General features: G+C 30.9%; 15 protein-coding genes. 9 read left to right on the top strand and 6 right to left on the bottom strand.

Annotated elements, in window-relative coordinates; genetic code table 11:
• Window positions 1-86: 86 nt before the first annotated feature.
• Window positions 87-1,799: a DNA polymerase/3'-5' exonuclease PolX gene (gene polX / locus QYS47_RS12130; RefSeq protein ID WP_322346438.1), complete on the top strand. Its 1,713-nt coding sequence runs from the start codon at window positions 87-89 to the stop codon at window positions 1,797-1,799.
• Window positions 1,800-1,801: 2 nt separating this feature from the next.
• Window positions 1,802-2,821 carry a glycosyltransferase family 9 protein gene (locus QYS47_RS12125; protein ID WP_322346436.1) on the top strand — a complete coding sequence of 340 codons (1,020 nt, stop codon included), beginning with the start codon at window positions 1,802-1,804 and terminating at the stop codon, window positions 2,819-2,821.
• Between the two features lie 2 nt (window positions 2,822-2,823).
• Here the strand turns inward: QYS47_RS12125 and QYS47_RS12120 are convergent, their stop codons facing one another.
• Window positions 2,824-3,171, bottom strand: a complete 348-nt coding sequence (locus QYS47_RS12120; RefSeq protein ID WP_302124430.1) for a YraN family protein — start codon at window positions 3,169-3,171, stop codon at window positions 2,824-2,826.
• A 59-nt stretch (window positions 3,172-3,230) separates the two neighbouring features.
• Between QYS47_RS12120 and QYS47_RS12115 the strand changes: the two genes are divergently transcribed.
• From QYS47_RS12115 to QYS47_RS12100, 4 genes are read left to right on the top strand one after another with little or no spacing between them, the layout of a single operon-like run.
• On the top strand, window positions 3,231-4,226 hold the full coding sequence (locus QYS47_RS12115; RefSeq protein WP_302124431.1) for a bifunctional phosphoglucose/phosphomannose isomerase: 996 nt from the start codon (window positions 3,231-3,233) through the stop codon (window positions 4,224-4,226).
• Between the two features lie 3 nt (window positions 4,227-4,229).
• The gene (gene lipB / locus QYS47_RS12110; protein WP_322346432.1) at window positions 4,230-4,958 is read left to right on the top strand and encodes a lipoyl(octanoyl) transferase LipB; all 729 of its coding nucleotides are present in this window, start codon (window positions 4,230-4,232) and stop codon (window positions 4,956-4,958) included.
• Window positions 4,955-5,356, top strand: a complete 402-nt coding sequence (locus QYS47_RS12105; RefSeq protein ID WP_302124433.1) for a hypothetical protein — start codon at window positions 4,955-4,957, stop codon at window positions 5,354-5,356. The genes lipB and QYS47_RS12105 overlap by 4 nt, the downstream gene beginning before the upstream one ends.
• A gap of 56 nt (window positions 5,357-5,412) precedes the next feature.
• Window positions 5,413-6,252, top strand: a complete 840-nt coding sequence (locus QYS47_RS12100; RefSeq protein ID WP_308356395.1) for a substrate-binding periplasmic protein — start codon at window positions 5,413-5,415, stop codon at window positions 6,250-6,252.
• Here QYS47_RS12100 and msrB read toward each other — a convergent pair whose 3' ends face one another.
• Both msrB and QYS47_RS12090 read right to left on the bottom strand, forming a co-directional pair.
• Entirely contained in the window at window positions 6,253-6,693 is a 441-nt protein-coding gene (msrB, locus tag QYS47_RS12095) for a peptide-methionine (R)-S-oxide reductase MsrB (RefSeq protein WP_322346430.1), read from the bottom strand.
• Window positions 6,694-6,837: 144 nt separating this feature from the next.
• Window positions 6,838-7,029 (bottom strand): cold-shock protein, encoded by a 192-nt coding sequence (locus QYS47_RS12090; protein ID WP_302101170.1) that lies wholly within the window; start codon window positions 7,027-7,029, stop codon window positions 6,838-6,840.
• A 163-nt stretch (window positions 7,030-7,192) separates the two neighbouring features.
• Between QYS47_RS12090 and QYS47_RS12085 the strand changes: the two genes are divergently transcribed.
• From QYS47_RS12085 to QYS47_RS12075, 3 genes are all read left to right on the top strand, one after another.
• The gene (locus QYS47_RS12085) at window positions 7,193-8,290 is read left to right on the top strand and encodes an esterase-like activity of phytase family protein (RefSeq protein ID WP_322346427.1); all 1,098 of its coding nucleotides are present in this window, start codon (window positions 7,193-7,195) and stop codon (window positions 8,288-8,290) included.
• A gap of 18 nt (window positions 8,291-8,308) precedes the next feature.
• Window positions 8,309-9,592 (top strand): hypothetical protein, encoded by a 1,284-nt coding sequence (locus tag QYS47_RS12080; RefSeq protein WP_322346425.1) that lies wholly within the window; start codon window positions 8,309-8,311, stop codon window positions 9,590-9,592.
• A 67-nt stretch (window positions 9,593-9,659) separates the two neighbouring features.
• Window positions 9,660-10,040 carry a PH domain-containing protein gene (locus QYS47_RS12075; RefSeq protein WP_322346423.1) on the top strand — a complete coding sequence of 127 codons (381 nt, stop codon included), beginning with the start codon at window positions 9,660-9,662 and terminating at the stop codon, window positions 10,038-10,040.
• A 25-nt stretch (window positions 10,041-10,065) separates the two neighbouring features.
• Here QYS47_RS12075 and gldC read toward each other — a convergent pair whose 3' ends face one another.
• From gldC to QYS47_RS12060, 3 genes are read right to left on the bottom strand one after another with little or no spacing between them, the layout of a single operon-like run.
• On the bottom strand, window positions 10,066-10,404 hold the full coding sequence (gene gldC, locus QYS47_RS12070) for a gliding motility protein GldC (protein ID WP_308356399.1): 339 nt from the start codon (window positions 10,402-10,404) through the stop codon (window positions 10,066-10,068).
• Window positions 10,405-10,435: 31 nt separating this feature from the next.
• Window positions 10,436-11,254 carry a M48 family metalloprotease gene (locus QYS47_RS12065; protein WP_322346421.1) on the bottom strand — a complete coding sequence of 273 codons (819 nt, stop codon included), beginning with the start codon at window positions 11,252-11,254 and terminating at the stop codon, window positions 10,436-10,438.
• Window position 11,255: 1 nt separating this feature from the next.
• Window positions 11,256-11,918 (bottom strand): 3-oxoacid CoA-transferase subunit B, encoded by a 663-nt coding sequence (locus tag QYS47_RS12060; RefSeq protein WP_322346419.1) that lies wholly within the window; start codon window positions 11,916-11,918, stop codon window positions 11,256-11,258.
• Window positions 11,919-11,921: the final 3 nt, after the last annotated feature.

Below are 11,921 nucleotides of genomic sequence, written 5' to 3'. Positions count from 1 at the left end.
ATTTGATTTGTTAGACATTAAAATTATAGAAACAATCCATTATCAAACCCAATATATCCTTTAATTTTACAAAAAATCAATAAGCTTTGGAAAATAAACAAATAATAAAAGTTTTAAAAAATACTGCTAAGCTCATGGAGCTGCACGGTGAAAATGATTTTAAAATTAAAAGCTATCAGTCTGCTATCAATAGCCTAGAACGGTTTGATAATAGGCTCTCTGATTTAAGTGAAAATGAGCTGCAAAAAATTGATGGTGTAGGTAAAAGTTTAGCACAATCTATTTTTGAAATAAGTGCAAAGGGTACTCTGCATCAGTTTGAAGTATTGCATGATAAAACTCCTGCCGGAATTATAGAAATGATGCAACTCAGCGGATTTGGTCCCAAGAAAATTAAATTAATTTGGGAAAAACTTGGGGTAGATAATCTTGAAGATTTAAAATTAGCTTGTGAAGAAAATAAAGTAGCAGCTTTAAAAGGCTTTGGAGCTAAAACGCAAACAAAATTATTAGAAGCAATTGAATTTAAATTAAGTTGGAGAGGATATCTTCATTTTAGAGAGGCAGAAAAGTTAGCAGCAGAAATAATTAAAGAACTAAAAGAGATAGAGGGAGTCAAAAAGATATCCATTACGGGTGATTTAAGGCGAAAAATAGAAGTAATTAATACCACTGAATTACTAGTAGCGGCAGAAAATAAAGCTAAGGTAATTCAATATATTATAAAGGCTGATTCCTTAGAATTAGATAAAAAGAATTCTGGCCCAATGAGTTTGAAATTTATTCATTCAGCACTTAATGCATCCTATAAAATCATTTTTACCACTGAGGAAGATTTTGTAAATGAATTATTTAAAACTACTGCTAATCTACAACATTTAAGCTTAGAGCTTCATAATAAAAGTACGTTTAATGAGCTTTTAAAAGAAAAAAAATATTCTTCGGAAGAAGCAATTTATAAGGCCGCTGATTGGCCTTATGTTGAACCAGAGTTAAGAGAAGGATTGTGGGAAATTAATTGGGCTCAAAATGATAAACTTCCAAAGCTTATTGAGATGGATGATCTTAAAGGAATATTACATAATCACAGCACATACAGTGATGGTAAAAATACTTTAAGAGAGATGGCAGAATACTGTAAGGAATTAGGCTATGAATATTTAGGAATTAGCGATCATAGTAAAACTGCTGCATATGCGAATGGGCTACAGGAATTTAGAATTAAGAAGCAGCATGAGGAAATTGAGCAACTGAATAAAGAATTAGCACCATTTAAGATTTTTAAAGGAATTGAATCAGACATACTCAATGATGGTTCCTTAGATTATGCAGATGATGTTTTGGATAGTTTTGATTTTGTAGTTTCATCTATTCATTCTCCTCTCAATATGGATGAAAAGACTGCGACCAATAGACTAATTACTGCTATTTCAAATCCATACACCACTATATTAGGTCATCCGACCGGTAGGTTACTATTGCAAAGAAAAGGATATCCCATTAATCATAAGGCAGTGATAGATGCTTGTGCTGAGTTTAATGTGGTAATTGAAATAAATGCTCATCCATGGCGGTTGGATTTAGATTGGAGACATGTTAGATATGCTTTAGATAAAGGAGTTAAGATTTCAATAAATCCTGATGCCCACGAAACAATAGGATACCACGATATGTATTATGGTCTGTGTGTTGGTAGAAAAGCAGGACTTACTGCTGAAGAAACCTTAAACACTATGAATAGGGATGAGATTTCTCAGTATTTCATAAATCGTAAAAAGTCTGCACTCTCAAAATCATAAACTTGAAAAAGCTTAATAAAGTACTTATACTTCGGTTCTCTTCAATAGGTGATATTGTTTTGACTACGCCTGTTATTCGAGCAATCAAACTCCAATTAGATGATGTGGAGGTTCACTATGCCACTAAAAGAGCATATGCTAATATTCTGGAAAATAACCACTATGTAGATAAAGTTCATGTTTTAGAAGATAAAATTGATGATTTAATTCAAGATTTGAAGGCTGAAAACTATGACTATATAGTGGATTTGCATAATAATTTAAGAAGCAGAATTATCAAACTTAGGCTGAATAAGCCATCAAAATCCTTTCAAAAGTTAAATTTTGAAAAATGGCTGATGGTAAATTTGAAGGTGGATAAGCTGCCTAATAAGCATATTGTTGACCGTTATATGGAGGCCGCATCCGAACTAGGTGTTAAAAAAGATCAGTTCGGTTTAGATTATTTTATTCCTGAAAAGGATGAGATTGAAAAAGAATGGCTTCCTGAATCTCATCAAAAAGAATATGTGGCTTATGTTATTGGAGCCCAGCATAACACTAAAAAACTGCCATTTAAGAGAATGGTTGAATTATGCGATAAAATAAATAAACCTATAGTATTAGTAGGAGGACCAGATGATGCTAAAATGGGTGAAAGAGTTGAAGATTTTTTCAAGAAAACTGATTTTTCTGAACCCTATGAAGAGAAACTCACGGAATTGGGTAAAAAAGCAAAAGTATTTAATTCTTGTGGAAAGTTCAATTTAAATCAATCAGCTTCCATTGTGAAAGGAGCAACTTATGTTTTTACACATGATACAGGTCTAATGCACATTGCCGCTGCTTTTAAAAAGAACATATTTTGCATTTGGGGGAATACAATTCCAATGTTTGGAATGTATCCATACAAAACGAAATTTACAATACTGGAGAATAATAAGGTGAATTGTAGACCATGCTCAAAAATTGGATATCAGAAATGCCCTAAAGGACATTTTAATTGTATGAATAAAATAGTTTTTGATTTTTGGTTACCTTGATACTAATAGAAAGCATCTTCGATGTGGAGATATTCTGATGGCTTTTTTAAGTTTATACTTAGAATATCAAACCTAATGTCTTTTTGCCAATTAATTGCATGTATATAATCTTCAGCGGCCTCCATTACTTTATCAACTTTTGCTTGATTAACGCGTTCTTCTGGAAATCCATGTTGAAAGGAATGCAATGATTTTACTTCAATAAAAACTAATAAATTATGATGTAAAGCAATAATATCAATTTCAGATCTTTTATATCTGTAATTACGTTCTAAGATTTCATAATCTTTTGATTGGAGAATTTTTATCGCTAAATCTTCTCCTAAATCGCCTATTTTTTTGTTATTCACGCTTCAGGTATAATTCAAGTATTATATTTGTGAGCTAAAATATTGAATTAAAATTTACTGTGATAAATTTAATAAAAACTTTTCCTAATCAACTCTCTGAAGCTCTTGAACTTACTCATCAGCTGGATGATTTGAATACTTCATTTGAAGATGTTAATCATATTGTGATCAGTGGAATGGGAGGATCAGGAATTGGTGTGCACTTGGTTAAAAGCATAGTTGAGGATTATTGTCATGTACCCATAACACTTATTCAAGGTTATAGATTGCCAAAATGGGTTAATGATAGCACACTTTTTATTGCATGCTCTTATAGTGGAAATACTGAAGAGACTTTGACTTTATTGGAACTTGCAAAAAAGGTGACAAAAAATATTTTCACGATTACAACTGGTGGTAAGTTGAAAGCAATTTCTGATCAGAATGCTTATCCACAATATAATTTTTCGGGAGAAGCTGAATGTCCGCGAGCAGGTCTTGCGTTTCCTTCGGTAGCGATGCTCAGTCTCATATCAAAACTTGGATTTTGTCCTGGTTTGAATATTAAAGATGAAATTCAAAAGACTTCTGAATTTTTACAAAATGAACAGGAGGCTATTATTGATTTAGCTAAAAAATATTCAAAAGCTATTTCAAATCATTTTACATTCTTGTATGGTGATCAAATATTTTACCCAGCATTATTAAGGTTTCAGCAGCAACTTGCTGAAAACAGTAAACAAGTATCTCATTTAAATGTCTTCCCAGAACTTAACCACAATGAATTGGTAGGTTGGGAAAATCCAAAGCATCATATTTCAAATTCTAAAGTAATTATTCTTCGTTCAGATTTAGATCATGAACGAAATAAGTTAAGGATGAATATAAGCAAGTCTATTTTAGCAGAAAAGACTGAAGTAATAGAATTAATGGCTTTAGGTGAAACTTTTACTCAGCAGGTTTATTATTTCATTCACCTTGCAGATTGGATTAGTTTTTGTTTAGCAGAGGAAAACCATGTTGATCCGTTTCCTGTTGAGAAAATAAATTATCTGAAAAATAAACTGGCTCATTAAGTAGTGAATTACAAAATAAATAAAAATACTGAATTCCTTTCCTTAGGAATGATGGACTATAAAGAGGCTTGGGATTATCAGGAAGAGTTGTTTTTAAAAACAATTGACATAAAAACAGCTAATCGAAAGCTAACTGAAGAAGAACACGAGATTACTCCAAATTACCTAATATTTTTAGAGCACCCTCATGTTTATACGTTGGGAAAAAGTGGTTCTGAAGATCATTTGTTATTAGATAAAAAAGGCCTAAAGGAAAAGGAAGCTACTTATTATAAAATCAATAGGGGAGGTGATATAACTTATCATGGCCCTGGACAAATTGTAGGGTATCCAATTTTAGATTTAGATAATTTCTTTACTGATATCCATAAATACCTCAGACTACTTGAAGAAGCAGTAATATTAACATTAGAAGAATACGGTATAAAATCAGGTAGAATTAAAGGTCTGACAGGCGTTTGGATTGATTTTAAGGTAGGAGCTAAAAATCCAAGAAAAATTTGTGCGCTAGGGGTGAAATCCAGTAGATGGGTAACGATGCATGGATTTGCTTTTAATGTAAATACAAATCTAGATTATTTTAACAATATTATTCCATGTGGTATAGATGATAAAGCCGTTACTTCAATGGAAGCAGAACTAGGGGAGAAGCAAGATTTTAATGAAGTAAGCCAGAAATTAAAAAGGCATATTGCTAATTTGTTTGAGATGAAATTGATTGAGAAATCATGAAAAAAGATATAGATTTTTCACCAGTTACTGGAGTAGAGTTGGTTTTAACTAAATCAGAAAATAATGGTGAAACTCAATGGGATGTTTATTTGGTCAATAAAAACTTGATTGAACTGGAAACTGTAATGATTACTTCAAAAGGATACGGTGAAATTGATGGCCATAAGAAAGAAACTTCAGTTTTAAGACATATGATTGAAAAAGTTGAGGAGCAGAGTTACGCTAGAATTGAACCTATTCAACCTGAATTATTTCAATTAAACAATGAGTACTGGGTTAGCTATTACATTTTAAATCAAATCTTTGATAAAAAATTCGTTTTCGTTCCTGATTCAATACAGGAAGATAATCTTCAGTATATCCCAGAATTAGATCTTATGGGAATACGACATGCTTAAATTATTTTTGTAAATAATAGTTTCAATAAATATATTTATGGCAAAATTTAAATATAATGAAACTATCTACTGCATTATTTAATCTAATATTCATATTTCTTGGAATCAGCGCTCAAGCTCAAATAAATGGCTCTAGTTGGTCAGATATAAAAGGCAAAGGTCAAGGAGAATTAACTTGTGTTTATTATCAAACTCCAGGCCTTGTTTTTGAGGAAGGAGGTCAGATGAAGGGTGTTTGTGTTGATATAATGAATGAATTTCAATCCTTTGTAAAGGAAAAATATAATGTAAATTTAGAGTTTGACTTCAAGAAGAAAGTCCCTGTATTTACTGATTTTATAAATACAGTAAAGAATGGTAAAAATATAATGGGAGTTTGTAATACAAGTATTACAAACGAAAGGAAAAAATATTTAGCGTTTTCACCAGCTTATATGAATAATCCATCTGTACTATTGTCCAATGGAAATGCTCCTGCAATTAAAGAACTATCTGAAATATCAAGTAATTTCTCTGATTATAAGGCAATAATAATAAAGGGTTCAACGCATGAGAAATATTTAAAGGAAATTTCTTCTGAATACTATCCTGATTTAGATATTGAATATGCGAACTCAGGGTCTGAAGTGAATGCAAAACTTAGAAGTGGAGAAAAATATTTTACTTTAATTGATTTTACAGAGTATTTTGATGCAGTTAGGAACAGAATGGATGTTACGCGTCACCCCATTCCACTTAGTGAATTAGAAGATCAATTAGGATTTATCTTTCCAAAAGGCAGCGATTGGGAGAAAATATGGGGTGAATTTTTAACACCTGCATTTAAGGAAAGCGTTACGTACAAAAAAATCTTAGCAGATAATCTCGGTACTTCCTTTGTAAATTTGATAAGGTAATTAATTTTCCAATTTTATGGAAGCGGAATTGATACAATACCTCAAGCCTGTTGGAGGAGGGCCGTCAGGAAATACATGTCCTAAATGAGCCTCGCATACATTACATAATACCTCTACTCTTACCATTCCGAAGCTAACATCCTTTTCGTACTTGATTACATTATCTTTAAATGGTTCAGTAAAGCTTGGCCAACCTGAACTAGAGTCAAATTTCAAGGTAGAATCAAATAAGGTAGTTCCACAACATCTGCATGCATACTTACCTGCTTCATGAGCTTCACAATACTCCCCAGTAAATGCTCTTTCAGTACCTTTTTTTCTGGTGATCTGGAATTCTTCAGCAGTTAGAATTTCTTTCCATTCCGTTTCCGTTTTCTCCACTTTTTTAGGTGGTTCAGGACTACCATTATTTGCGTATTTAATTACCTCGTTCCAATTCATAATAACTAAAATTATATACAGACAACACTATCAGATTCATGTTGTTTTCAAGTTTTGAAATTATAATTTGATGAAATAAAAAAAGGTTTCTCTAAACAGAGAAACCTTCAATAATCAAATGTATTAAAAATGTATATTTATCAATTAAGCTAACTTAACATTCACTGCATTTAAACCTTTTTTACCTTCTTGAAGCTCATAAACAACTTCATCGTTTTCTCTAACATCATCAATAAGACCTGAAATGTGTACGAAATAATCTTTTTGAGTGCTTTCGTCAATAATAAATCCAAAGCCTTTTGAATCATTAAAGAATTTTACTGTTCCTTTATTCATTATAATAATTTTAATTTACACAAAGGTACACCTTTAAATATCAATAGTAGCATAATTTTGAATTATATTTTTTAAAGAAAACATCTAATTTCGATAAAAGCTGTTTTTCTGAATCCAAAGCCCATTTATTTGATTATTTTTGACAAAAATTTTATTGAATTCCATGAATCTTAGAGTAGTAAGTTTATTTTCAATTATACTGTTTTTATCCGCCTGCAGCCTTTCTAATTCTTCAGATGAAAGTTTAAAATATTCCTTCGAATTAGTAGATCAAATAATTCTAGATCCAAATAAAATAAAAGATGAAAGTGTTTTGGGAGGGTTGTCATCAATAGATTATTTAGGTTCTAATCAGTACATAGTTATTTCAGATGATAGATCTGAATATTCAGACGCAAGATTATATAAATTACAAATTCAATTCTCAGAGGAAGGTATTGAAAACTATGAGTTTTTAAATACTATATATTTGAAAAATGAATTAAATAATAGGTTTTCCCAAGATGAGTTGGACCCTGAATCTATTCGCTATAGAAAAAAATCTAACTCATATTTTATAACTAGTGAAGGAGGGAGAATAGGGGGATATATAGATCCGTTTATTTGGGAAATTAATAAAAATGGAGAGTTTTTAAGAAATATTGAAACACCGTCATTATTTAGATTTTATGAGGATAAGGGAGTACGTAAAAATGGTGCTTTTGAAAGTTTAAGCTTTGAGAATGATACTATAATATGGTATGTAAACGAATTACCTTTAATACAAGATGGAATTTCACCAGGCTTTACCAAAGGAAGTTATCCACTTCGTTTAGTAAGGTATGATATTAAGAATAACAAAGTATTAGCTCAATATGCTTATCAAATTGAACCATTACAAAAAAAGCCAATTCCAGAGGATGGCTTTTATATCAACTCTGTCCCTGAAATATTATGGATTGATGATAACACATTATGGGTGATGGAAAGGTCTTATACAACAGGTGTGGGTAATTTTGTTAGAGTTTACCAAGTAAATACCTCAAAAGCATCAGATATACAAAATATTGAGTATTTAGAGGGTTCAGAATTTAATTCTGTATCAAAAAGGTTAGTACTTGACTTCTCAGATTATAATATAAGAATTGATAATATTGAAGGCTTAACTTTTGGTCCCAATTTTCCTGATGGAAGTAAAAGTGTTTTATTTATTTCCGATGATAATTTTAATAAAGATCAGGAAACACAATTGTGGTTGTTTAAGATGAACTATGATTTTTAATTTGTAATTTAAATTTGTATGACATTAAAATATTTAGTCTCAAGAGACTTCACTAAAAGAATCTTACAATGTCTAATCTTGATTTTTATCTTAATTCTTGTTTCTAATAAATTAAAATCACAAAACGAAAATTATCAGGAGTTTCTGGTTTTACAATCAAATGATACTTTATTTGGAGATATAAGACGAGTAAATGATCCTCTACACGACAGAAATGGCTTCTTTATTGAATCGAATACTATTGAAAGAAAATTAATTCCCACCGAAGAAATTATAGCATACAAGAATAGCAAAGGGGAATTTTATTATAAAAAAAGTATTTTAAGGTTTGGAAACCCATCATTTCATTTTTTTCAATTATTATTTAAAGGGAAGGTTAGTCTTTACAAGTATCAGTCAGATTTTTATCTAGAAAAAAATAAGAAATTATATAAGTTAAAAAATACTGAATCAAATAAAAAGAATAAAGAAGGAGATGTGGTAGTAAAATATAATAAGGAGTATATATCTACTTTAAATGTCTTATTAAGTGACTGCTATGGATTGTATGATAAAATAACGTCCTTAAACTTAACCTATAAAAGCTTAGTACATATATTGAAAAATTACCACGAATGTAATAATCAGAAATATAAAATATTTATTGATGAAAAGCGATTAAATCCTTCATTAGAAATTGGTACTTTCATAGGATTGAGTACCTCCTGGACTTCATCTAGAATCTCAACAAATAGGATAAATGAACTTACTGGAATTAGATGGAATAATATCTTTTTTGGTGTAGATCTTAAATATAAATTAAGATCTTCAAGCAGTTACTTTATTCTTATTTCTCCCCATTATATTTCTAATTATACTTATTCAGTCGAAACTATAGCAACAGCAAATAAGTATTGGATATATAATTATAATTTAACGTTTGAATTCGATCAACTTGATATACCATTTGGATTTGGTAAGGAATTTAGTGAAAGTAAAAATGTACCATACTTTGGTATTGGTTATACATATACTAGATTTTTAAATGTTTCAACAAATTATCTTGTTAGGAGAAAACCTAAAACTGGAAATATTGGAGAAGAAAACATATTTGAAAATAGTACACAGAAATTAGAACCGAATAATTCATTTGGTATATGGACTGTTGTGGGGGTGAATTTCTCGATATCAGACAAATTTAAAGTCATTAATAGATTGAGATACCAAGCGAATAATTTCTATCTAAACTCCGGTAGAATTCAAGGAGGTGATAAAACTTTTAATTATCATCAATTAAAATTTGAACTAGGTTTATTATTTTAGTAATATAAATAATCACATACCTTTATCAAGATTTCTCGTTAATTATTATAACTATTAATATAATGCTATGGGAATTCTATCATTTTTTCATTCAAATTCTGGTGTAATTGAAACTACTAAGCTTATCGAAGAATATAGTAATTTGTTTATAAATGATGAGATAGTAGATGTGGGGTTCAAAATAGATCATGATACCTATATCTTTACCAATAAAAGGCTCATTATTGAAGAACATAGAAAAAAGGAAGATAAAACTATCGAATATTATTTTATACCTTATTCAAAAATTGAAAGTATCAGTATTGAGGCTTCAAAGGAGTTTGATTCAAAGGCTAGCCTCAAAATTTATTTGGTAGGCAATGAATATCCTAAGGTAAATAAAGAGTTTAATGATTCAGTTGATGTGTATGAAGTACAAAAGATATTATCAAGCTATATGATAAACTGAAAAGGTGACCGAAGCCACCTTTCATTTATTTTTGTTCTTTCATTTCTCGTTCAAGATGCTTCACTAATTTTTCGCAAAGCATATTCATTTCCTCAGCCATAAATTCATCACCAGTAGAATTTAATACGCTTTGTGCCATTCCACCCAAGCAATCAATATAAAACCTTTTCATTTCATCAACAGGCATTTCTTTAGTCCATAAATCGATTCTCATTGAGTTTTTCTGAATATGATCCCAAAGCGATATACTGATGCTCTTTGTCTCTGTCAATTCATTACCTGCATCAGTGGCGCTCCAATTGATTTTCTCAGGTACGTTATCTTTATCTAATTCAATTTCGAAATTAATGTTCGATTTCTTCATTATTGCTCTTCTATCTATATTATACTTTATACTAATTCGGTAACATATTTTTGAAATCCTGATAACTTGCAGGATTTAAAGGGTTTGTATCACATCCTAATTCATCAGCTTTTACATTAATATCTTCCACTCTATCCTCTGGGTTTGGATGAGTACTTAAAAAAGCAGGAAGTCTACCTGAATTCCCTTCATCAATTAACTTTTGAAAAAATGAATAAGCCCCATTGCATGCGTAAGGTGTTTTAGCCAAATATTCAACGGATTTATCATCGGCTTCTTTTTCATAAGCACGAGAAAAAGTTAATCCAGTTGCTGTACCTGCTATTTGGCCTGCTATTTTTGTTAAATCACTAGAATTATTACCTGATATTAAGCTGATTAAAAAACTTAAACCATATTGAACTTGTAAGTTCTTGCTTGTATGTCTTAAGTCCGAATGTGCAACTTCGTGACCTAAAACCCCCATTAAATCATCTTCTTGATCAAGATATTTTATTAAACCTGTATACACATAAATATAACCACCTGGTGTTGCAAATGCATTTAATGTGGAGTCGTCTTCTATAATATGAATATCCCAAGCAAACTCTTCTTTATAAGCTACTTCTCCTGAATTTAATATTTCATCTAATAATCCATTTAAATAGGTATAAGCATCTGCGTATTCTGCCTCATCTAAAACAGGAAATTGTTCAGGATCATTTTCTATTTCGGCTGCTACTTGAGCCCCTAAGTCCACATCCTCTTCAATTGAAAGGAATACAAAATCATCATTCTTGTCTTTACAAGCTTTGAAAATGAATGTACTGAGTAGTGCAATTAAAAATACGCTTACATTTAGCTTTCTCATATTAATCAATTTTCATTTCAGGTATATCGCCTTCAATAATTAGCTTACCAGCTGTGGCTTCTTTTATTTCATCAACGCTAACACCTGGAGCTCTTTCGATTAATTTGAAACCACCTTCTTCCTGAACTTCTAGAACTGCTAAATTGGTCACAATTTTCTTTACACAATTCAAGCCTGTTATTGGAAGTGTACATTCTTTTAAAAGTTTAGAATCACCACTTCGGCTAGTATGTTGCATGGCAACAATTATATTTTTAGCTGAAGCTACTAAATCCATCGCTCCACCCATTCCTTTTACCATCTTTCCTGGAATTTTCCAGTTGGCAATGTCACCATTTTCGGAAACCTCCATGGCCCCTAAAATAGTCAGGTCTACATGCCCACCTCTAATCATGGCAAAGCTTTCAGAAGAATCAAATAATACTGATCCATCGCGCATGGTAATGGTTTGTTTACCAGCATTAATTAAATCAGCATCCACTTCATCTTCAGTAGGGAATTGGCCAATGCCTAGTAAACCATTTTCTGATTGTAATACTACATCTAAAGCATCAGGGATATAATTGGCAACTAGGGTTGGTATACCAATACCAAGATTAATATACATTCCATCTTGTACTTCCTGAGCTATTCTTTTTGCTATTCCAATTTTATCTAGTGCCATAAC

This window comes from Marivirga arenosa, assembly GCF_030503875.2.
In the GTDB taxonomy this organism is placed as follows: domain Bacteria; phylum Bacteroidota; class Bacteroidia; order Cytophagales; family Cyclobacteriaceae; genus Marivirga; species Marivirga arenosa.
Note: the sequence above shows the minus strand (reverse complement) of the source record. Positions and strands in the feature narration are given on the sequence as shown.

Bases quoted from the DNA above. Each gene is read 5' to 3' on its own strand.
- QYS47_RS12100 (WP_308356395.1), top strand. From the start codon at position 5,413: ATGAAACTATCTACTGCATTATTTAATCTAATATTCATATTTCTTGGA.
- QYS47_RS12080 (WP_322346425.1), top strand. From the start codon at position 8,309: ATGACATTAAAATATTTAGTCTCAAGAGACTTCACTAAAAGAATCTTA.
- QYS47_RS12085 (WP_322346427.1), top strand. From the start codon at position 7,193: ATGAATCTTAGAGTAGTAAGTTTATTTTCAATTATACTGTTTTTATCC.
- QYS47_RS12060 (WP_322346419.1), bottom strand. From the start codon at position 11,918: ATGGCACTAGATAAAATTGGAATAGCAAAAAGAATAGCTCAGGAAGTA.
- QYS47_RS12075 (WP_322346423.1), top strand. From the start codon at position 9,660: ATGGGAATTCTATCATTTTTTCATTCAAATTCTGGTGTAATTGAAACT.
- QYS47_RS12105 (WP_302124433.1), top strand. From the start codon at position 4,955: ATGAAAAAAGATATAGATTTTTCACCAGTTACTGGAGTAGAGTTGGTT.
- QYS47_RS12065 (WP_322346421.1), bottom strand. From the start codon at position 11,254: ATGAGAAAGCTAAATGTAAGCGTATTTTTAATTGCACTACTCAGTACA.
- gldC (WP_308356399.1), bottom strand. From the start codon at position 10,404: ATGAAGAAATCGAACATTAATTTCGAAATTGAATTAGATAAAGATAAC.
- QYS47_RS12090 (WP_302101170.1), bottom strand. From the start codon at position 7,029: ATGAATAAAGGAACAGTAAAATTCTTTAATGATTCAAAAGGCTTTGGA.
- msrB (WP_322346430.1), bottom strand. From the start codon at position 6,693: ATGAATTGGAACGAGGTAATTAAATACGCAAATAATGGTAGTCCTGAA.